Annotated in this window: 17 protein-coding genes; 10 read left to right on the forward strand and 7 right to left on the reverse strand. The window is 68.9% G+C overall.

Features of this window, described 5'->3' with window-relative positions; genetic code table 11:
• Positions 1–15: 15 nt before the first annotated feature.
• Both BDI24065_RS36710 and cadR read right to left on the reverse strand, forming a co-directional pair.
• Positions 16–588 (reverse strand): PadR family transcriptional regulator, encoded by a 573-nt coding sequence (locus tag BDI24065_RS36710; RefSeq protein ID WP_175035286.1) that lies wholly within the window; start codon positions 586–588, stop codon positions 16–18.
• A gap of 68 nt (positions 589–656) precedes the next feature.
• A complete protein-coding gene (gene cadR / locus BDI24065_RS36715) occupies positions 657–1,088 on the reverse strand; it encodes a Cd(II)/Pb(II)-responsive transcriptional regulator (RefSeq protein ID WP_011350541.1) in 432 nt (143 codons plus the stop codon).
• Positions 1,089–1,169: 81 nt separating this feature from the next.
• Between cadR and BDI24065_RS36720 the strand changes: the two genes are divergently transcribed.
• Both BDI24065_RS36720 and BDI24065_RS36725 read left to right on the forward strand, forming a co-directional pair.
• Entirely contained in the window at positions 1,170–3,833 is a 2,664-nt protein-coding gene (locus BDI24065_RS36720; RefSeq protein WP_175035287.1) for a heavy metal translocating P-type ATPase, read from the forward strand.
• Between the two features lie 10 nt (positions 3,834–3,843).
• Positions 3,844–4,209, forward strand: coding sequence for a zinc ribbon domain-containing protein (locus tag BDI24065_RS36725; RefSeq protein WP_175035288.1), 366 nt, complete (start codon positions 3,844–3,846; stop codon positions 4,207–4,209).
• Positions 4,210–4,300: 91 nt separating this feature from the next.
• On the opposite strand, the gene BDI24065_RS36730 is transcribed toward BDI24065_RS36725, so the two are convergent.
• A complete protein-coding gene (locus tag BDI24065_RS36730) occupies positions 4,301–5,179 on the reverse strand; it encodes an AraC family transcriptional regulator (protein WP_175035289.1) in 879 nt (292 codons plus the stop codon).
• A 277-nt stretch (positions 5,180–5,456) separates the two neighbouring features.
• Between BDI24065_RS36730 and BDI24065_RS36735 the strand changes: the two genes are divergently transcribed.
• From BDI24065_RS36735 to eutC, 4 genes are all read left to right on the forward strand, one after another.
• Positions 5,457–6,920: a mechanosensitive ion channel gene (locus BDI24065_RS36735; protein WP_175035290.1), complete on the forward strand. Its 1,464-nt coding sequence runs from the start codon at positions 5,457–5,459 to the stop codon at positions 6,918–6,920.
• 332 nt (positions 6,921–7,252) lie between these two features.
• Complete coding sequence (gene eat, locus BDI24065_RS36740) at positions 7,253–8,665, forward strand: ethanolamine permease (RefSeq protein ID WP_175035291.1); 1,413 nt, start codon at positions 7,253–7,255, stop codon at positions 8,663–8,665.
• Between the two features lie 89 nt (positions 8,666–8,754).
• A complete protein-coding gene (locus BDI24065_RS36745; protein ID WP_175035292.1) occupies positions 8,755–10,152 on the forward strand; it encodes an ethanolamine ammonia-lyase subunit EutB in 1,398 nt (465 codons plus the stop codon).
• A complete protein-coding gene (gene eutC, locus BDI24065_RS36750) occupies positions 10,149–10,943 on the forward strand; it encodes an ethanolamine ammonia-lyase subunit EutC (protein ID WP_174916761.1) in 795 nt (264 codons plus the stop codon). The genes BDI24065_RS36745 and eutC overlap by 4 nt, the downstream gene beginning before the upstream one ends.
• Positions 10,944–11,009: 66 nt before the next feature.
• Here eutC and BDI24065_RS36755 read toward each other — a convergent pair whose 3' ends face one another.
• Positions 11,010–11,894, reverse strand: a complete 885-nt coding sequence (locus tag BDI24065_RS36755) for a LysR family transcriptional regulator (protein ID WP_175035293.1) — start codon at positions 11,892–11,894, stop codon at positions 11,010–11,012.
• A 155-nt stretch (positions 11,895–12,049) separates the two neighbouring features.
• On the opposite strand from BDI24065_RS36755, the gene BDI24065_RS36760 reads away from it, so the two are divergent.
• On the forward strand, positions 12,050–13,663 hold the full coding sequence (locus tag BDI24065_RS36760) for an MFS transporter (RefSeq protein ID WP_175035294.1): 1,614 nt from the start codon (positions 12,050–12,052) through the stop codon (positions 13,661–13,663).
• 99 nt (positions 13,664–13,762) lie between these two features.
• Here the strand turns inward: BDI24065_RS36760 and BDI24065_RS36765 are convergent, their stop codons facing one another.
• Positions 13,763–14,191 (reverse strand): pyridoxamine 5'-phosphate oxidase family protein, encoded by a 429-nt coding sequence (locus BDI24065_RS36765; protein WP_175035295.1) that lies wholly within the window; start codon positions 14,189–14,191, stop codon positions 13,763–13,765.
• Positions 14,192–14,524: 333 nt separating this feature from the next.
• On the opposite strand from BDI24065_RS36765, the gene exaC reads away from it, so the two are divergent.
• The 3 genes from exaC to BDI24065_RS36780 all read left to right on the forward strand — a co-directional run bounded on the left by exaC (position 14,525) and on the right by BDI24065_RS36780 (position 18,172).
• Complete coding sequence (exaC, locus tag BDI24065_RS36770) at positions 14,525–16,051, forward strand: acetaldehyde dehydrogenase ExaC (protein WP_175035296.1); 1,527 nt, start codon at positions 14,525–14,527, stop codon at positions 16,049–16,051.
• 315 nt (positions 16,052–16,366) lie between these two features.
• A complete protein-coding gene (locus BDI24065_RS36775) occupies positions 16,367–16,921 on the forward strand; it encodes a hypothetical protein (RefSeq protein ID WP_175035297.1) in 555 nt (184 codons plus the stop codon).
• Positions 16,922–17,137: 216 nt separating this feature from the next.
• Entirely contained in the window at positions 17,138–18,172 is a 1,035-nt protein-coding gene (locus tag BDI24065_RS36780; protein WP_175035298.1) for a helix-turn-helix domain-containing protein, read from the forward strand.
• A 199-nt stretch (positions 18,173–18,371) separates the two neighbouring features.
• Here the strand turns inward: BDI24065_RS36780 and BDI24065_RS36785 are convergent, their stop codons facing one another.
• Positions 18,372–19,469 carry an ADP-heptose--LPS heptosyltransferase gene (locus BDI24065_RS36785; RefSeq protein WP_175035299.1) on the reverse strand — a complete coding sequence of 366 codons (1,098 nt, stop codon included), beginning with the start codon at positions 19,467–19,469 and terminating at the stop codon, positions 18,372–18,374.
• Positions 19,466–21,169 (reverse strand): thiamine pyrophosphate-binding protein, encoded by a 1,704-nt coding sequence (locus BDI24065_RS36790; RefSeq protein ID WP_175035300.1) that lies wholly within the window; start codon positions 21,167–21,169, stop codon positions 19,466–19,468. Before BDI24065_RS36790 ends, BDI24065_RS36785 begins: the two co-directional genes overlap by 4 nt.
• Positions 21,170–21,324 lie beyond the last annotated feature (155 nt).

A 21,324-nucleotide genomic window follows, 5' to 3' on the forward strand; every position in this document is an offset into this window, starting at 1 on the left:
GGCCCGCATGACTCGTCAGCCGTTCACCCAGCGCAGCGCACCGATCTTCAGGTGTTCGACGACGCTGCGCGCCCATTCGAGTTCGGCATTGAGCAGCACGAGCGCATGCTCGTTCTGCAGCAGGAACAGGCGCGGCACCTGATCGGCCTGCGCGGTGGCGCGCAGCGTTTCGAGGCGCTCGCGCTCGGCGTCGAGCCGCGCGATCCGAAGTTCGAGCTGGTGGCGTGCATCTTCCGCGTCGAGCAGCGGCAGGAACGCGAGACCGGCGCCGAACGCCGGGAATTCACGCGCGGGCTCCGCGAGCAGCGTATGCAGCCACGCCTGCCCGGCCGTGTGGCCGGCCTCGGTCAGCGCATACAGCGTGCGCTCCGGAAACGCGCCGTCGCGTTCGGTGTCGTGCACCGCGATCATCCCGTCGCGCAGCAGCCGGTCGATCGTCTGGTAGAGGCTCGTGCGCTGCCGCACGTTGACGACTTCGTCGTACCCGCGAGCCTTCAGTTGCTGCAGCATCCCGTACGGATGCATCGGCGTTTCGGTGAGCGTCGCGAGGACGGCCAGCGCGAGCGGGGACGGACAGCTAGTGGACATGAATAGTTAGAGTATATCTAGTAAGAATATAACTATTCTCAACCAGACTATCATATTTCACAAGGGTTTCAGCCGAGGTGCGAGCGCTTCGCGGCCGGGGCGACGGTCTCCATCGTCGCGAGACCGTGCACGATGCCGCAATCCTCGACCGAATGCTCGCCGACGCACTGGCGGCGCAATTCGGTGAGCTGGTCGCGCAGATGCGTGAGTTCCGCGAGGCGCGCATCGACGTGCCCGATGTGTTCGTCGAGCAGCGAATTGATCGAATCGCAGGGATCGGCCGGCGTGTCGGTGAGCTGCAGCAGCGCGCGGATTTCGTCGTGCGCCATGTCGAGCGCGCGGCAGTTGCGGATGAAGCGCAGCCGTTCGACGTGCACGTCGGTGTAGTTGCGGTAGTTCGAGTCGGTGCGCTCTGCATCAGGCATCAGACCCTCTTTCTCGTAGAAACGGATCGTCTCGGGTGTGCAGCGGGCCGCTTTGGCCAGTTCGCCGATCTTCATGACCTTTCTCCCATGGAAGGGTTGACCTTGTAGTGGCTTCAGGGTGTTAACTCTACACCGTTAGCCATTGAGGAGGTTGTCATGACCGACGCCCAGCGTACCCACGACCCACGACACCGTCATGCCGGCGGCGCCGCTCCGTGCTGCGCCGACGCGCACGATACGGATACGGCCACCGTCGCCGACGCGGCGCCGACGGCCGGCGAGCACGCGCACGGCGAGGTCGCCGCCGCGCGCGGCGCGCAGTCGCGTGCCCATAGCCACGATCACGACCACGACCACGACCACGACCACGATCATGATCATGATCATGATCACGGGCATGCGGGTCGTGAAGAGGGTCACATCCACGGCGCCGGTTGCAGCCACGGCAGCGGCAAGGAACACGACCACGACCATGGTCATGACCATGCGCACGAGCACGGTGACGGCCATAGCCATGGCGCCGCCTGTGCACACGGCAGCGCCGCGCACGACCATGCCGGTCACGACCACGACCACGACCACGACCACGACCACGACCACGACCACGCGGCCGGCGACTGCTGCGCGCCTGCCGCGCTGACGTTCGCGCCGCTGCCGGTCGCGCAGGCGACCGCGTCGGGCCACGTGCGCTCCGCGTTCCGGATCATGCAGATGGACTGCCCGACCGAGGAAACGCTGATCCGCAAGAAGCTCGGCGGGATGAGCGAAGTGTCGGCGCTCGAGTTCAACCTGATGCAGCGGATGCTGACGGTCGAGCACGTGCCGGATGCCCAGCCGGCGATCGAAAGCGCGATCCGCTCGCTCGGGATGACGCCCGAGGCGGCAGCGCCCGGCGCACCGGCCGCGCGCGTCGCCGACGCGCCCGCGAAGCCGTGGTGGCCGCTGGCGCTGGCCGGCGTCGCCGCGATCGCATCCGAAGGCGCGACCTGGGCCGGCCTGCCCGTGTGGCTGTCGGCGGCGCTCGCGCTCGCCGCGGTGCTCGCGTGCGGGCTCACCACGTACAAGAAGGGCTGGATCGCGATCCGCAACGGCAACCTGAACATCAACGCGCTGATGAGCATCGCGGTGACGGGCGCGATGGCGATCGGCCAGTGGCCTGAAGCGGCGATGGTGATGGTGCTGTTCACGATTGCCGAGCTGATCGAAGCGAAGTCGCTCGACCGGGCGCGCAATGCGATCCAGGGCCTGATGCAGCTCGCGCCGGACACCGCGACCGTGCAGGACGCCGACGGGTCGTGGCGCACGATCGAGGCCGCGCAGGTGGCACTCGGTGCAGTCGTGCGCGTGAAGCCGGGCGAGCGGATCGGGCTGGACGGCGAAGTCGTCGCGGGTCGCTCGACGGTGAACCAGGCGCCGATCACCGGCGAGAGCCTGCCCGTCGAAAAGACGACCGGCGATGTCGTGTACGCGGGCACGATCAACGAATCGGGTTCGTTCGAATATCGCGTGACGGCCGTCGCGGCCAACTCGACGCTGGCGCGGATCATCCACGCGGTTGAAGAAGCCCAAGGCGCGAAGGCGCCGACGCAGCGCTTCGTCGACCAGTTCGCACGGGTCTACACGCCGATCGTGTTTGCGGTCGCGCTGCTGGTCGCGGTGGTGCCGCCGCTCGTGATGGGCGGTGCGTGGCACGACTGGATCTACCGCGCGCTGGTGCTGCTCGTGATCGCGTGTCCGTGCGCGCTGGTGATCTCGACGCCGGTGACGATCGTATCGGGGCTCGCGGCAGCGGCACGACGCGGGATTCTGGTGAAGGGCGGCGTGTACCTGGAAGAAGGGCGCAAGCTCGCGTGGCTCGCGCTCGACAAGACCGGCACGATCACGCACGGCAAGCCGGTGCAGACCGACTTCGACCTGCATGCGACCGACGCCGACGACGCGCGTGTGCGGCATCTCGGCGCGAGCCTTGCGGCGCGCTCCGATCACCCGGTGTCGCAGGCGATCGCAGCCGCAGCGCGCGACGCCGGCACGACGGCATTCGCCGATGTGCAGGACTTCGAAGCGATCGTCGGGCGCGGCGTGCGCGGCACGATCGACGGCACGCGCTACTGGCTCGGCAACCACCGTCTCGTCGAGGAACTCGAGCGCTGCTCGACGGCTCTCGAAGCGAAGCTCGATGCGCTCGAGCGGCAGGGCAAGAGCGTCGTGGTGCTGGTCGACGAAGCGCGCGTGCTCGGCATCTTCGCGGTGGCCGACACGATCAAGGACACGAGCCGTGAAGCGATCGCCGATCTGCATGCGCTCGGCATCCGCACCGCGATGCTGACGGGCGACAACCCGCATACCGCACAGGCGATCGCGCAGCAGGCCGGCATCGACGACGCGCGCGGCAACCAGTTGCCGGAAGACAAGCTCGCCGCGGTCGAGGAGCTGTCGGCCGGTGGCGCGGGCGCGGTCGGGATGGTCGGCGACGGGATCAACGATGCGCCGGCGCTCGCGCGCGCCGACATCGGTTTCGCGATGGGCGCGATGGGCACCGACACGGCGATCGAGACGGCCGACGTCGCGCTGATGGACGACGACCTGCGCAAGATCCCCGCGTTCGTGCGGCTGTCGCGTGCGACGCATCGCGTCCTGGTGCAGAACATCGGCTTCGCGCTCGGCGTGAAGATCGTGTTCCTCGGCCTCACGGTCGCGGGGCTCGGCACGATGTGGATGGCGGTCTTCGCCGACGCGGGCGCAAGCCTGATCGTCGTGGCCAACGGTTTGCGGCTGCTGTCGTCCTCGGGGGCGTTCGGCAGCGCGCAGGCCAAGCGTTGAGGAGCGGGCGATGAGCTTTCTGAAACGAATCCTGGGCGGCCACGGCGGTGGCCATGGCGGCGGGCACGGCAACAGCGGTTACGGTAGCGGGCATCACGGCGGACAGCGCCAGGACGGGCACGGCGGCCACGATGCGCGCGGCCGCGATCGCCACGGTTGGGGCTGGCAGGCGCCGGCCGACAGTCGAAGCGGGCAGGGCGGCAACGTGCCGCTGAGCCAGCTTGCCTGTGCGGGCTGCGGCGCGCTCAATGCAACGGATGCACGCTTCTGCGCGCAGTGCGGTGCCGCGCAACGCGGCAAGTCCTGCAGCCGCTGCCACTCGGCGCTGGCGGACGACGCGCGGTTTTGCCCCGGATGCGGGACGCAGGCTGCGTAAGCAAGTTTGTCCGCGCATTCGCGCCGGCGGCGTGTGAACGCTGGCCGGCGCGCTTCGTTTCAGGGCCGGTGCCGGTGCGCCGGCCTTTCGATCAGCGCAGCGGCAGGTAGATCTCGGTGCGCAGGTCGGCCGGCGCCGCGTCCATCGGCGTATTGAGGTACAGCTCGAACGGCGGCGCGTCGGCGGCTTCACGCCCCGAGTGACGCAGCCAGTCGCCGTAGAGCCACTGGTAGGCTGGCTTCAGGTCCGCATACGGCCCCGTATGCAGCAGCACCGCGTATTCGCCGCCCGCCACCGTCGTGCGTTCCACCGGCGGCACGGGTTCGACGTCCGGCGCACCGTCGGCCGGCACGAAGCAGGCTTTCGCGCGCAACTGCGCTTCGGGTGTCGTGTCCGGATCGTCGTAAAAAATGCCGATCATCTTCGCGCCCGGGCCGATCAGCCCGTGCTGCCCGACCCACGCACCGATCCGCATGAATGCGTCGCTGACCAACATGTATGACCCGGTGTGCGCCACTGCATAGCCGTGTAATTCCGGCAGCCGCCGGATCTCGACTTCATGCTTGAACATGTCTTCCTCTCCTCGCTGTAACGGATGGATGGGCCGGTGGCTGCCCGTGCGCCGGTGCTGTGCGGGAGGCACGCAGTAGGCGTCGCGAAACGCGCGCGCGAACGCGTGCGTCGAACCGTAGCCCGCGCGCCGCGCGATCTCGTCGATCGGCCGCGCCGTACATACGAGAGCCTCGGACGCGCGCACGATCCGCATCCGCCGCACCGCCGGCACGATCGACTCGCCATACAGCGCGTGATAGACGCGCTGCCGGTGATACGGCGACAGGCACGCGACTTCGGCGAGCCGGTTCAGGTCGAGCGGGCCGTCGAGGTGCGCGCGGAGGGTCTCGTGGACGCGCGCCACGCTGGCCGCGTAGCGAAGCCAGGCGGGCTGGTCGGGTTTCGTTTCGACGGTCATCGGCGCGTCCGGGCGGGAGCCGACGTCACGGTAGCACGGCCCGAATGGATAAATCTTGCGGAAATGCGTAGGAGGCCGACAGGTCAGGCCCTTTTTTATTTTGACGAAATGGGGTCTTGCCCCCCTGCGATCTATGACTAAAGTTAAAGAAGGTGAAATCGGGTGATCGCGTCATTTTTCTCGGGTAAGTTGCTCGGACCGGGCAGCACGCTTTTCGAAGTACGCAGGTAGTTCGTCGATGTTCAATCGCAACACCACGTTTTCGGGAGAAGAAGAAATGGATGCTTCCAGCTTCATCACGTCGCTGCAGACCACGCTAGGGGGGTATCTGCCAAAGATCGCCGGCGCGATCGGCATCCTGGTGATCGGCTGGCTGATCGCCGTCGTGGTGCGGGCCGGCGCGATGCGCCTGCTCAGTGCGCTGAAGGTCGATCAGCGGATCAACGAAAGCACCGGCCAGGGCGCCTATGTCGAGCGCATCATCGCGGGCGGCCTGTTCTGGCTCGTGCTGCTCGTCACCGCGGTGGGCATCTTCAACGTGCTCAACCTGTATGCGGTCTCCAACCCGTTCTCGCTGCTCGTCACCCACATCGTCAACTACCTGCCGAACCTGATCGGCGGCGCGGCGCTGACGCTGATCGCGTGGCTCATCGCGTCGCTGTTGCGCAGCCTCGCGAACCGCGCGCTGAAGGCGAGCAAGATCGACGACAAGCTGTCCGAAGGCGCCGGCATGCAGCCGATGAGCGGCTATCTCGGCGACGTGCTGTTCTGGCTCGTGATCCTGATGTTCCTGCCGGCGATCCTCGCGTCGTTCGCGCTGTCGGGGCTGCTGTCGCCGGTACAGGGGATGGTCGACAAGCTGCTCGCGATCGTGCCGAACCTGTTCGCGGCCGCGGTGATCGGCATCGTCGGCTGGATCGTCGCGCGCGTGCTGCGCGGCCTCGTGACGAACCTGCTCGTCGCCGCCGGCGCCGACCGCCTTACGCAGCGTCTCGACAGCCCGACGCCCGTGCGCGTGTCGAGCCTGATCGGCACGATCGTCTACGTGTTCGTGTTCGTGCCGACGCTGATCTCCGCGCTCGATGCACTGAAGATCGACGCGATCTCGGTGCCGGCCACCAACATGCTGAACCAGTTCCTCGGCGCGGTGCCGGACATCGTCGCGGCGATCGTGATCGTGCTGGTGACGTTCTACTTCGCGCGCTTCGTCGCGTCGCTCGCGCAGAAGCTGCTGGAAGCCGCGGGCGCCGACGGGCTGCCGGCCGTGCTCGGCGTCGAGCGCGTGTTCTCGGGGATCCTGCAGCCGTCGGTGCTGGTCGCGCGGCTGATCGTGTTCTTCGCGATGCTGTTCGCGTCGGTCGAAGCCGCGAACCGGCTTGGCTTCTCGCAGGTGCGCGACGTCGTCACGCTGTTCATCGAATTCGGTGGCCACGTGCTGATGGGCGGCGTGATCCTCGTGATCGGCGTGTGGCTCGCGGGCCTCGCGCGCCGCGTGATCGAGCAGGCCGACCGCGAGCACAGCGTGCTGTTCGCACGCATCGCGCAATTCGCGATCCTCGGCCTCGTGTTCGCGATGGGGCTGCGCGCGATGGGCATCGCGAACGAGATCGTCCAGCTTGCGTTCGGCCTCGTGCTCGGCGCGATCGCGGTGGCGGTGGCGCTGTCGTTCGGCCTCGGCGGACGCGAAGCGGCCGGCAAGCTGCTCGACCGCTGGTTCAACCAGCGCGGCGGCGGTCAGTAAAGCCACCGTCGCGCATCCATCCGGCCGCGCTGCGCGGCCGGATGGCGCTGCCGAAACGTGTGTATCCAGCCGGGCGAGAGCGGCACGCGACAGCGTTCGTTCATGCGGCGGCGCCGGCACCCGAGCGTCGCCGAAGGCTGCCGCCGCGCAATCTTCGCCGTGTCGGCCACTTGCCGATCGGCTTCGTCACCCGTCCCGCACCTGCATTTCCGCAAGCGAAATGTCAGCCGCGATCTTTGCCGAATTTCGATAACACGTCGTTTAATGACTCTCTAGCATCGATTCTCAGTCGCGCAGGCCGCTAGGCCCGGCGCCTTTGAGGAGAGAGTCCGATGAAAGCAGAGTCGAATGGCCGGCCCGCCGCCGGCGCCAAGTCGTCCGGCCAGCCCGCGCTGCAGCAGACGCTCGGGACCTGGCAACTGTGGGGCATCGCGGTCGGCCTCGTGATTTCCGGCGAATACTTCGGCTGGAGCTACGGCTGGGCGAGCGCCGGCACGCTGGGCTTCGTCGTCACCGCGATCTTCGTCGCGGCGATGTACACCACCTTCATCTTCAGCTTCACCGAGCTGACCACGTCGATCCCGCACGCGGGCGGCCCGTTCGCGTATGCGCGCCGTGCGTTCGGCCCGACCGGCGGCTATCTCGCCGGTGCGGCGACACTCGTCGAATTCGTGTTCGCGCCGCCGGCAATCGCGCTCGCGATCGGCGCGTACCTGCACGTGCAGTTCCCCGGTCTCGAACCGAAGCATGCGGCGATGGGTGCGTATCTCGTGTTCATGGCGCTGAACATCGTCGGCGTGCAGATCGCGGCGACCTTCGAGCTGGTCGTCACGCTGCTCGCGATCTTCGAGCTGCTGGTGTTCATGGGCGTCGTGTCGCCGGGCTTCGCGTGGAGCAACTTCATGAAGGGCGGCTGGTCGGGCGCCGATCATTTCAGCGTGGGCGCGTTCCACGGGATGTTCGCGGCGATCCCGTTCGCGATCTGGTTCTTCCTCGCGATCGAAGGCGTCGCGATGGCCGCCGAGGAAGCGAAGAACCCGAAGCGCTCGATCCCGATCGCATATGTGGCCGGGATCCTGACCCTCGTTGCACTCGCGATCGGCGTGATGGTGTTCGCCGGCGGCGCGGGCGACTGGACCAAGCTCGCGAACATCAACGACCCGCTGCCGCAGGCGATGAAGTACATCGTCGGCGCGAACAGCGGCTGGATGCACATGCTCGTGTGGCTCGGGCTGTTCGGGCTGGTCGCGTCGTTCCACGGGATCATCCTCGGGTATTCGCGCCAGATCTTCGCGCTGGCCCGCGAAGGCTACCTGCCCGAATGGCTCGCGAAGGTGCATCCGCGCTTCAAGACGCCTTACCGCGCGATCCTCGCGGGCGGCGTGGTCGGCATCGCGGCGATCTACAGCGACGAGCTGATCCAGTTCGGCGGGCAGACGCTGACCGCGAATATCGTGACGATGTCGGTATTCGGTGCGATCGTGATGTATATCGTGAGCATGGCGTCGCTGTTCAAGCTGCGCCGGTCGCAGCCGAATCTCGAACGGCCGTTCCGCGCGCCGCTGTACCCGATCTTCCCGGCGTTCGCGATCCTGGCCGCGCTCGTCTGTCTCGGAACGATGGTGTACTTCAACGGGCTGGTCGCGCTGGTGTTCGTCGGCTTCCTCGCGTTCGGCTACGCGTACTTCCTCGCGACGCGTTCGCAGCGTGCGAGTGCGCCGGGCGACGTGCTGCTGGAGGAGTGAGCAGGTGCAGGTGAACGGCCGTTCCTGACGGCATCCGGCGCGCCCCGTCGAACGGGCGCGCCGTCGGCTTTTGGCAAGGAGACTCGCAGATGTCCTATACGGAGACGATCGGTCCGCGCACGTACCGCTTCGCGGACCTGAAGACGCTGCTCGCGAAGGCGAGCCCGCTGCGTTCCGGCGACCAGCTCGCCGGTGTCGCGGCGGCGAGCGAGGAGGAGCGCGTCGCCGCGAAGATCGCGCTCGCGGGCGTGCCGCTGAAGGCATTCCTGAGCGAAGCGGTGATCCCGTATGAAGACGACGAGGTCACGCGCCTCATCGTCGACGATCACGATGCGCAGGCGTTCGCGGAAATCTCGCACCTCACCGTCGGCGATTTCCGCAACTGGCTGCTGTCGCCGGCGGCCGACGGCGCGGCGCTCGAACGGATCGCGCCGGGCCTCACGCCCGAGATGGTCGCGGCCGTGTCGAAGCTGATGCGCAACCAGGACCTGATCGCGGCGGCGCGGAAGCGCCGCGTCGTCACGCGCTTTCGCAACACGGTCGGGCTGGCGGGCCGGATGTCGGTGCGGCTGCAGCCGAACCACCCGACCGACGACGTGAAGGGCATCGCTGCGTCGATGCTCGACGGGCTGATGTACGGCTGCGGCGACGCGATGATCGGCATCAACCCGGCCACCGACAGCCTTGCGGCGATCGTGAAGCTGCTCGCGATGATCGACGGGTTTCGCGAACGCTACGGCGTGCCCACGCAGTCGTGCGTGCTCACGCACGTGACCAACACGATCGCGGCGATCGAGAAGGGTGCGCCGGTCGATCTCGTGTTTCAGTCGATCGCCGGCACCGAGAAGGCGAACGCGAGCTTCGGCATCTCGCTCGCGCTGCTCGGCGAGGCGCGCGAGGCGGCGTTGTCGCTCAAGCGCGGCACGGTCGGCAACAATCTCATGTACTTCGAGACGGGCCAGGGCAGCGCGCTGTCGGCGAACGCGCACTTCGGCGTCGACCAGCAGACCTGCGAAGTGCGCGCGTATGCGGTCGCGCGCAAGTTCGAGCCGTTCCTCGTGAACACGGTGGTCGGTTTCATCGGGCCCGAATACCTGTACGACGGCAAGCAGATCATCCGCGCGGGGCTCGAGGATCACTTCTGCGGGAAGCTGCTCGGCGTGCCGATGGGTTGCGACATCTGCTACACGAACCATGCGGAAGCCGACCAGGACGACATGGACACGCTGCTGACGCTGCTGGGTGTGGCCGGCATCAACTTCATCATGGGGATTCCGGGCGCGGACGACGTGATGCTGAACTACCAGAGCACGTCGTTCCACGACCAGCTCTACGTGCGCGAGGTGCTCGGCCTGCGCCGCGCACCGGAATTCGAGGAGTGGCTGGAGACGATGGAGATCGCCGACGCGCATGGGGCATTGCGCGCCGCGACGTCGCGCGTGCCGCTGCTCGCGGGCGCGAACGACTGGATGGGGATTTCGGCATGAGCGACGCCGTCGAAAAGAACCCGTGGGCGCAGCTGAAGTCGTTCACCAACGCACGAATCGCGCTCGGCCGCGCGGGCAACAGCCTGCCGACCGCGCCGCTGCTTGCGTTCAACCTGTCGCATGCGCAGGCACGCGATGCGGTGCACCAGCCGCTCGACTCCGATGCGCTGCGGCGCGAGCTCGACGCGGCCGGCTTCGCGACGCTCGGCGTGCAGAGTGCCGCGCCCGATCGCCAGCATTACCTGCGCCGGCCCGACCTCGGCCGCAAGCTGTCGGATGAAGGTCGCGCGCTGCTGGCTGCGCACGGCGACGCGGTGAGCGGCGATGGACCCGACGTCGTGTTCGTGGTCGGCGACGGGCTGTCGGCGTTCGCGGCCGCGAAACAGGCGCTGCCGTTGCTGCAGGCCGTGCGGCCGCGGCTCGACGCGGACGGCTGGCGGATCGGCCCGGTGGTGGTCGCGACGCAAGCACGTGTCGCGCTCGGCGACGAGATCGGCGAATTGCTGCGCGCGAAGGTCGTCGCGATGCTGATCGGCGAACGGCCGGGGCTCAGCTCGCCGGACAGCCTCGGCGTGTACCTGACGTGGGCGCCGAAGGTCGGCTGCCACGACGCATTGCGCAACTGCATCTCGAACGTGCGGCCCGAAGGGCTGCCCTACGCGGGCGCCGCGCACAAGCTGCATTACCTGATGACGCACGCGCGCCGGCTCGGGCTGACGGGTGTCGGGCTGAAGGACGACAGCGATGCGTTGCTGCCGCAGGCGGAAGCGGAGCGGATCGGGGCGGACTGAACAGGGCCGGGCACTGGCCGCTGTCGCGTGGCGGTACTCGTGCCGCTCGAGCGGCGCGAGGGGCGGCTACCTGAACAACCGCTCGCACAGAAAATCGACGAACACGCGCAGCTTCGGCGACAACTGCCGGCTCGACGGCCACACGATCGAGAATTGCCCCGGCGCGATCCGGTAATCGTCGAGCACGGTGACGAGCGTGCCGTACTCCAGCGCGTCGCGCGCGAGGAAGTCGGGCATGTAGCCGATGCCGAGCCCCGCGAGCACGGTGCCACGCAATGCTTCCATGTTGTTGCAGGTCAGCGCGGTGCGCAGCTTCAGCGGCGTGCCGTCGGCGGCCGCGAGCGCCCAGTCCTGCAGCTTGCCGGTGGTCGGGAAGCAGTAGCGCACGCATTCGTGCGCTTCGAGATCGCGCGGTGTGCGCGGCGTGCCGGCCTGCGCGAGATACGCGGGCGTCGCGCACAGCACGAACGCGAACGGGCCGAGCCGCCGTGACATCAGGCTCGAATCCGACAGCGGGCCGCTGCGGATCACCGCGTCGAAGCCCCCTTCGACGACATCGACCATCCGGTCGTTGAAATCGAGGTCGAGCTCGACGTCCGGGTAGCGTTGCCGGAATTCGGGCAGCACCGGCAGCAGGAACCGGTAGCCGATCACCGGCAGGCTCACGCGCAGCCTGCCGCGCGGGCGCTGCGCGGAGGCCGTCACGGTCGCCTCCGCATCGCGGAAATCCTCGAGGATCTGCTGGCAGCGTTCGTAGAAGTGCCGCCCTTCTTCGGTGAGCGTGACGCGCCGCGTGGTGCGGTTGAACAGGCGCACGCCGAGCGACTGTTCGAGTTTCGCGATCGTCTTGCCGACCGCCGACGCCGAGATGCCGAGCGCGCGGCCGGCCGCGACGAAGCTCAGCGCTTCGGCGGTGCGGACGAACGCGACGATGCCGGTCAGGTTTTCCATCGAATCGAAGGGCGTGCGCCGACGCGCGTAGTTCAGTGAATTGCGGAATTCTAGTCCGTTATATGCGGAGCTTCGCGTGGTTTTTCGCTGATTGAATCGGATTTATCTTCTGTCGCTCTGGCGGCGCATTCGCGCCGGCTTTTCGAGGAGCGATGATGGATCACCTTTTTTCAGCCGCTTCGGACCAATCGGCACGCCGGCGCGCGTGGGTGCTGGCCGCCGTCTGCATGGCCGCCGTCGCGCTGCCGCTGTCGTTTTCGGGTGGCGCGGTCGCGACGCCCGCGATCGGCCGCGACCTGCACGGCGGGACGGTCGCGATGAACTGGATCACCAACGCGTTCATGCTCGCGTTCGGCAGCTTCCTGATGGCGGCCGGCGCGCTGGCCGACCAGTTCGGCCGCAAGCGCCTGTTCGCGATCGGCGTCGGCGGCTTCACGCTGATGTCGGTCGCGCTCGCGTTTGCACCGTCGATGCTCGCGGTCGACCTGCTGCGCGCCGCGCAAGGGCTCGCGGCGGCCGCGGCGCTCGCGGGCGGCACGGCCGCGCTCGCGCAGGAGTTCGACGGCGCGGCGCGCACACGCGCATTCAGCCTGCTCGGCACGACCTTCGGCATCGGGCTCGCGTTCGGGCCCGTGCTGGCCGGCGCGCTGATCGGGCATTACGGCTGGCGCGCGATCTTCGTGACGAGCGCGGTGGCCGGCGTGCTGTCGCTCGGGGTCGGGCTGCCGCGCATGCACGAGTCGCGCGACCCGCACGCGACGGGGCTCGACTGGCCGGGCACGATCGCGTTCACGGCCGCGCTGACGTTGTTCACGTTCGGCGTGATCGAGGCGCCTGCACTCGGCTGGACGAGCCCGCTGGTGATCGCGCTGCTGGCAGGCGCGGCGCTCGGCGCCGGTGCGTTCGTGATGATCGAGACGCGCGTCGCGCGACCGATGCTCGACCTGTCGCTGTTCCGGATCGCGCGCTTCGTCGGCGTGCAGGTGCTGCCGGTGTCGACCTGCTGCTGCTACATCGTGCTGCTGGTCGTGCTGCCGCTGCGCTTCATCGGTATCGACGGCTTCAGCGAGATCGACGCCGGCTGGCTGATGCTCGCGATTTCCGCACCGATGCTGGTCGTGCCGCTCGTCGCGGCGACGCTCACGCGCTGGCTGTCGGCCGGCGTGATCTCGGGGCTCGGGCTCCTGATCGCGGCGGCCGGGCTCGTGTGGCTGGGTATCGCGCTGCACGGCGGTGCCGGGCCCGCGGCGATCGCGCCGATGCTCATGATCGGCGTCGGGGCCGGCATGCCGTGGGGGCTGATGGACGGGCTGTCGGTGAGCGTCGTGCCGAAGGAGCGTGCGGGGATGGCGACGGGAATCTTCAGCACGACACGCGTGGCCGGCGAGGGGATCGCGCTCGCGATCGTCGGCGCGGTGCTGGCCGCGCTTGCGCGGACGGGGCTGACGCAGGCGGCAGGCGCCGCCGGGACACCCGACGCGACGCTGCGTGCGGCCGCGCGGCTCGCAACCGGCGATCTCGCGGGCGCGGCGGCTGCGTTGCCGGGGGTCGGGCATGCGGCGCTGCTCGCGAGTTACACGCATGCGTTCGACCGGTTGCTGATCGGGCTGGCGGTCGTGACGGTGCTGTGCGCGGGGGTGGTGTTCGCGTTTCTCGGCGGGCGGCAGGCGGCGACCGAAATGGGTGACGACCCCGACGGGCACGCGCATGCCGACCTGCCGGTGCGCAGCCGGATCGAAGCGGCTTGTGCGGAGACGCACGGGCGGTGAGCGTCGTGTCATCGTGCCCGGGCGCTTCGGCCACGGCGGCCGAAGCGCGTTCGTATCGCGTCATCGCCGCATTCGCACGCTGACGATCCACTCCGCGCATCACGCCAGCACCAGCGGCGGCAGTGCCGCATCCGCCCGTGCCTGCGCCCGCTCCACTTCAACCACCACATAGCGCCGCGCATCGGGCCACAGGTGCGCGCGGCTTCCCGCATCCTCGTCGATCGTCGCGCGGCCCTGCACGAGCCAGGTCGTCTGACGCACGAAGTCGACGAACAGCAGCGCGATGGCCGGATTCACGAGCAGGTTGCCGATCGTGTTGAACAGGTTGTTGCCCGCGAAGTCGGGCAGCACGAGCGTGCACCGGTCGGGCAGGTCGACGAGCGGCTCGAACGAGCCGTCGGCGCGTGGCTGGCGGCCGCGGTACGAGCAGTCGCTGTTGCCTGCCGCGTCGGCGGTCGCGACGATCAGGAACGCCTGCTCGCGGATGAACGCGATGACGTCGTCGGTCAGGGGGCCGCGGTCGTTCATGGTGTCGGTCGGCGTGCACGCCGTTGCGTGGGAATGCGCGATGCGCACGCAAGCGACATGCCACGCGTCGCGGCCGGCATTCGCACACGGGCGAGCCTGCGCACTGTGGAAATGTCGAACACCGCTCCGGCGCGCTGCGCAACCGTGGTGTTCAAAATCGGCACACCCGCGATGCTGCGTCGGTGAACACGGCACGGCGCGCACGCGGGCCGGCCGTGGTCACCGCGCTTTCGTCCTGCTTCCGTCCTGTTTGGCACGCATGTTGCGTAAACGGGTGCAGCGCAATTCCAACCGGCGCTGTACTCACACAAGCACGATGAACAGGAGACATGTATGAACCCGTTTGACCTGAAGCAACTGGGCCTCGACGTCGAATACCCGTACCGTCAGCAATACGACAACTACATCGGCGGCAAGTGGGTTCCGCCGGTGAAGGGTGAGTACTTCGAGAACGTGTCGCCGATCAACGGCCAGCCGTTCTGTCGCGTGCCGCGCTCGGGCGCCGACGACATCGAGCTGGCGCTCGACGCCGCGCACGCCGCGCGCCGCAAGTGGGGCAAGACGTCCGTCGCGGAGCGCGCGAACCTGCTGCTCGCCGCCGCCGACCGGATGGAAAAGAACCTGAAGCTGCTGGCCGTGGCCGAGACGATCGACAACGGCAAGCCGCTGCGCGAGACGATGGCGGCCGACCTGCCGCTCGCGATCGACCACTTCCGCTATTTCGCGGGCTGCATCCGCGCGCAGGAAGGCGGCATCTCCGAAATCGACGACAACACCGTCGCGTACCACTTCCACGAGCCGCTCGGCGTCGTCGGCCAGATCATCCCGTGGAACTTCCCGCTGCTGATGGCCGCTTGGAAGCTCGCGCCGGCGCTCGCGGCCGGCTGCTGCGTCGTGATGAAGCCGGCCGAGCAGACGCCCGCGTCGGTGCTGGTGCTGATGGAGCTGATCGGCGACCTGTTCCCGGCCGGCACGATCAACATCGTGAACGGATTCGGCAAGGAAGCGGGCGAAGCGCTCGCGACCAGCAAGCGCATCGCGAAGATCGCGTTCACCGGCTCGACGCCGGTCGGCAAGCACATCCTGCGCGCGGCGGCCGACAACCTGATCCCGTCGACGGTCGAACTGGGCGGCAAGAGCCCGAACATCTTCTTCGCAGACGTACTCGACCAGGACGACGCGTTCCTCGACAAGGCGCTCGAAGGGCTCGCGATGTTCGCGCTGAACCAGGGCGAAGTGTGCACGTGCCCGTCGCGGATCCTGATCCAGGAATCGATCTACGAGAAGTTCATCGAGAAGGCCGTTGCACGCGTCGAGCGCATCAAGGCCGGCCACCCGCTCGACCTGCAGACGATGATTGGCGCGCAGGCGTCGCAGCAGCAGCTCGACAAGATCCTGTCGTACATCGACATCGGCCGCGGCGAAGGCGCGCAATGCCTGACGGGCGGCGAGCGCACGGCGCCGGCGGCGGAACTCGGCACGGGCTACTACGTGAAGCCGACGATGCTGCTCGGCAACAACAAGATGCGCGTGTTCCAGGAAGAGATCTTCGGGCCGGTCGCGTCGGTGATGACGTTCAAGGACGAGCAGGACGCGATCGAACTCGCGAACGACACGTTCTACGGGCTCGGTGCGGGCGTGTGGACGCGCAACGGCACGCGTGCGTACCGGATGGGCCGCGAGGTCGAGGCCGGCCGCGTGTGGACCAACTGCTACCACCTGTATCCCGCGCACGCGGCGTTCGGTGGCTACAAGCAGTCGGGGATCGGCCGCGAGACGCACAAGATGGCGCTGTCGAACTATCAGCAGACGAAGTGCCTGCTGGTGAGCTACCAGGCCGAGGCGCTCGGGTTCTTCTGATCCGCGCGCAGGCGTCCCGGCCGGCGGTGGTGGTATGCGTCGGCCGGTCGGGGCGCCGTCTCGAGCGGTAAAGCTTCGGATGCCGGAGGGTCGTCGAACGGGTGTCGTTCCGGGCGAGAGTGGCTGCCTGGCCGACGACCGGTGCGCGGATGCGTGCCGCGCGGCCGACCGGCGATCCGGAGATTCGCCGTTTTTGCCCATTCGCATTCGCCACCCGGCATCGGTCGTGCATCGTCGCGACCTTTGCTGGAAACGATACCGACGGTCGTTCGTTCGCGGTCGCAGGTCGAGCCGGCGCGCCGGACGCAAAACCCCATGTCAGAACCGCCCCGATCCTTTCCGCGCCACCCCGTGTTCCACGCGGGGGAACTCGACGCGCATCACCGCTTCGGCGTCGCCGACGAAGCCGAGCGGATGAGCGACGTCGTGACGACGCGGCTGAGCATCGGCGTGCGGCAGTTCATCGAGGCGCAGCCGTTCATGTTCGTCGGCACGGTGTGCGGCGGACAGGCGGGCGTGACCTGCGACATCGTGCAGAGCCGGCACGACGCGAACGGCGACCGGCTACCGGTCGTGCGCGTGATCGATACGAAGACGCTGCGCTTCGTGCTGCCGGCGTGCGGTGAGGGCGACGGCGGCCGGGTCGATGCGGCACTGTGCAATGGCAGCGGCGTCGGGCTGCTGTTCGTCGATTTCATGCGCGGTATCCGCTACCGGATCAACGGGCGCGCGACGCTGCGTACGGATCTGTCCGGTACGGACGCGGCGCCGTGGCCGGCCGGCAGCGCGATCGTCGAGCTGGCGGTGACGCAGGCATACGGGAATTGCGGCACGCGGGTCGTGCGGCTGCGGCCGGCGAACGGCGGCTAGCCGGCCGCCGGGTATCGCCGGACGGGCGGCGCGCACCGGGTGCGCCGGCGTGGCGCGTGCCGCACTGGCGGGGTGCGTGCGGCAGGGCGTTTGGGCATGCCGACATGACGCGCGCAGGCCGCGCAGTGTCGAATGACGGGCTTTGCGCGGGGTGCGCACGGTTCGGCATGGGATTTGCGTGACAGGCGCGGTTCCGGGCAGGTGAGGGAGAACACGATGGATCAACATGTGGCGTGCAGCGAAGAACCGACGGCCGAAGACACGCGGCGCAACGCGCAAGGCGACGACGCGCTGGCCGGGCAGGCGGTCGTTAGCGTCGCGCATGACGCCGACGAGCAGGCGCGCAACCTGATCGGCTGGCGGCAGACCTACGACCAGCTCGCGGCCGGCCGCTTCGTCGGCACGCTGACCGAGCTGCCGCTCGACACGATGAAGCTGTTTCGCGAATCGACGAGCCACCTGCTGCGCCAGGCGTGCGAGGTGCGCGGCGATGCGTACTGGTTCGGCATCCCGCTCGTGTGTGACGGCACCGCGCGCGTCGATGCGTGCCGCATCGGGCCCGGCGCGCTCGCTTTCCGGCCCGGCAACGTCGAATTCGAGCTGGTGACGCCCGCGCAGTTCTCGATCTACGGCGTCGTCGTGCGCGGGGACGTGCTGCGTCACTACGCGGAAGAGGTCGAACGCCGGGCGCTCGACGAGCGGCTGTTCACGCAGCGCGTGATGCAGGTTGGCGATGCGCGGCTCGCGCGCCTGTGCGCGTTGCTCGGCCGCCGGCTCGACGGCGCGGTGGCGATGGCCGGCCCGCTGGCCGACGCGCAGCGCGACGACCTGCAGGCCGAAGTGCTGGCCGCGCTGTTCGATGTGTGTGCGCAACCGGCCGACGATGGTGCGGGCGGTGCGCCGTCGACGCGCCGCTGGATCGTCGAACAGGCTCGCGACTACGTGCTCGCGCACCGCACGCGCCCGGTCGGCGTGCCCGAGCTGTGCGAGCAGTTGCACGTGAGCCGGCGCACGCTGCAGTACTGCTTCCAGGACGTGCTCGGCATGGCGCCCGCCACCTACCTGCGCACGCTGCGGCTGAACGGCGCGCGGCGCGATCTGTGCGGCCGCGCGGCCGGTTCGGTGCAGGACGTGGCGGAGGCGTGGGGCTTCTGGCATCTCAGCCAGTTCGCGACGGATTACCGGCGGCTGTTCGGCAAGCGGCCGTCGGAGACGCTGCGCGATCGAGCCGTGATGGTGGCGGTGGGGTGAGCGTGGGGCGGTAGTCGAAGTGGTTCTGGTTTCGACTCCGACTCAGGCACCGACTCAGGCACCGACTCAGGCACCGACTCAGGCACCGACTCAGGCGCAGGCTCAGGCTCAGGCTCAGGCTCAGGCTCAGGCTCAGGCTCAGGCGGCGCGTACGCGCCTATACCTTCGGCGTCGCAGCTGGCCGCCGCACCCTGTTTCCCTATCCGGCCGTAGCCGCCGCTTCGCGCGGCGCGGGCCACGCCAGCGCGTCCCAGTCGATCGCGCGGTAAGCGGCCTCGACGGCCGCGAGATCGGCTGGCCGCTCGCTGCGGTGCATCCCGCGCAATTCGGCCGGTACGTCGAGCGCGACCGGCACGCAGTGCACGTAATCGCGCACGCGCAGCGCCGGCTCGATCGTCGTGAAGCACGCGAGCGTCGGCACGTCGAAGCCGTCGGCGAGATGCAGCGCGGCCGTGTCCGGCGCGAACAGCATGCTGGCACCTTTGACCCATGCAATGAACCGGGCCGTATCGTCGGCCGCATCGGCGCTCACGTCGACGTACGCGGGATGCGCGACGGGCCCGAACCCGGCCACCGGCAATCCATAGCGCCGCGCGAGTTGCTCGACGAACGTTGCCCGCAGCGCAGGCGGCACGCTGCGCAGTGCCGTGCTCGCGGTCGGGCAGAACAGCACGTACGGGCGCCGCCATTCCTCAGGCAACGCAGGCAGCGACAGCCGCGCGAGCCAGCGGTTGCGCTTGGCCGACGCCGGTATCGACGCGGGCGCCACGCCGAGCGCGTCGAGGAAGAAATCGATCATCGGCAGCCGCGCGAACGCGGGCCAGTACAGGTGATTGCCGACGTCGATGCACGGCGCGTCTGTCGGCAGCGAATCGGCGGGATACGGCAGTGTGCGCGACGGCGCGACGACGTCGGCCGCGAGCGCATACAGCGCCTCGACATAGCGCGGCGCACGGGCCGGCCGGTACAGCGTGAAGCGCAGGCCCGGGTGCGCGGCGCGCAGCGCGGCGAGGGCGGTGAGCCCGATCACCGAATCGCCGAGCGTGACGCCCATCCCGTTGATCACGTGCACGTGCCGTGCATGGTCGTAGTCGAGCCGGAACGGCCGGTGCGCGGCATGCAACAGGCCGCGCGCGGGCGCGGCCGGCACGTGGCCGACGGCACGCGCGCCGCCGTGCTCGAGGTCGTAAGGCGCGACGAGCGTGCCGTCCGGCGCGAGCAGCGTGCCGGGAAGCGCGAGCGCGTCGTCGTGCGACAGCGCGACGGCGGGAGGCGCGGCGTGCGTGTCCACCGTCATCCGCCGCGCGCGCGGCGGCCCTGTTCGCGGATCTGCTCGAGTGTCGCGGCCGGCGTGCTGGCGTCCTGCGGGATGCGGATCTCGATCAGCGCGGGCAGCCCGCAGGTCAGTGCGCGTTCGAGCGCGGGCGCGAATTCGGCGGTGCGCTCGACGGTCTCCCCATGCGCGCCGAACGCGCGTGCATAGGCGGCGAAATCGGGATTCGTGAGCCCCGTGCCGTGCACGCGCCCCGGATAGTTGCGTTCCTGATGCATGCGGATCGTGCCGAAATGGCTGTTGTTGACGACGATCACGACGATGTTCAGCCCGTACTGCATCGCGGTCGCGAGCTCGTTGCCGGCCATCATGAAGCAGCCGTCGCCCGCGAGGGCGACGACCGCGCGCGACGGGTACAGCGACTTCGCGGCGAGCGCGGCCGGTACGCCGTAGCCCATCGCGCCGCTCGTCGGCGCGAGCTGCGAGCGGAAGTGCCGGTACGCGAAGTGGCGATGCAGCCAGATCGCATAGTTGCCGGCGCCGTTGGTGAGGATCGCGTCATGCGGCAGGCGCTCGCGCAACTGCACCATGACGTCGCCGAGCTGGACCTCGCCGGGCATCGGCAGCGGCGCATGCCATTCGCGATACGCGCGGTGCGCGTCGGCCGCGGTGCCGGCCCACGCGGGGTGCTCCGGCGGGTCGAGCGCGGCGAGCGGCGCGGCGATCTCGGGCATCCCGGACACGATCGGCAGGTCGGCCGCATACACGCGGCCGAGCTCGTCCGCGCCCTGGTGCACATGGATCAGTGTCTGGCGCGTCTTCGGGATGTCGAGCAGCGTGTAGCCGCCGGTCGTCGCTTCGCCGAGGCGCGGCCCGATCACGAGCAGCAGGTCGGCGTCGCGGATGCGCTTCCCGAGCGCGGGGTTGATCCCGAGCCCGACGTCGCCCGCGTAGTTCGGGTGCGCGTTGTCGATCGTGTCCTGGAAGCGGAACGCGCACGCGACCGGCAGTTGCCAGCGCTCGACGAAGGTGCGCAGGTTCGCGCACGCCTCGGGCGTCCAGCCGCTGCCGCCGACGATCGCGAACGGCCGCTCGGCGCGCGCAAGCCGCTCGCGCAGCTCGTCGAGCTGTGCGGCCGACGGCGCGGCCGCGACGCGTTTCGCGGCCGGCACGACGGGCTGCGGCGCGCACGCTTCGGACAGCACGTCTTCCGGCAGCGCGAGCACGACCGGGCCGGGCCGGCCGGACGTCGCGACGTGAAACGCATGGCTCAGGTATTCGGGGATGCGGCGCGGGTCGTCGATCTGCGCAACCCATTTCGCCATCTGGCCGAACATCCGCCGGTAGTCGATTTCCTGGAAGGCTTCGCGGTCGAGGTGCTCGCGCGCGCACTGGCCGACGAACAGGATCATCGGCGTTGAATCCTGGAACGCGGTGTGTACGCCGATCGACGCATGGGTCGCGCCGGGCCCGCGCGTGACGAATGCGATGCCGGGGCGGCCGGTCAGCTTGCCGACGGCCTCCGCCATGTTCGCGGCGGCCGCCTCGTGGCGACAGACGACCGTCTGGATGCGCGCGGTGTCGTCCGCCAGCGCATCGAGTACGGCGAGGAAACTCTCGCCCGGCACGCAGAACACGCGTTCGACGTGATTGGCGAGCAACGCATCGACGAGCAGTCGCGCGCCGGTGGTGGCGGGCTGCTCGAGATCCTTGGAATGCGACATGGGCTGCCGTCTCCCTGGGTAGCGGGACGTACAGCTTACGCCCGTTGGCGGGGCGCCGGTACGCCGGCCGGTGAAAAGTGTCGGAACGCAGGGGGATTCGTGGTGCGCGCTTCGAGTTCAGCCGAACGGCCAGCTTGTGTGCGCGCCCCCGACGC

This window comes from Burkholderia lata (assembly GCF_902499025.1).
Lineage (GTDB): Bacteria > Pseudomonadota > Gammaproteobacteria > Burkholderiales > Burkholderiaceae > Burkholderia > Burkholderia lata_C.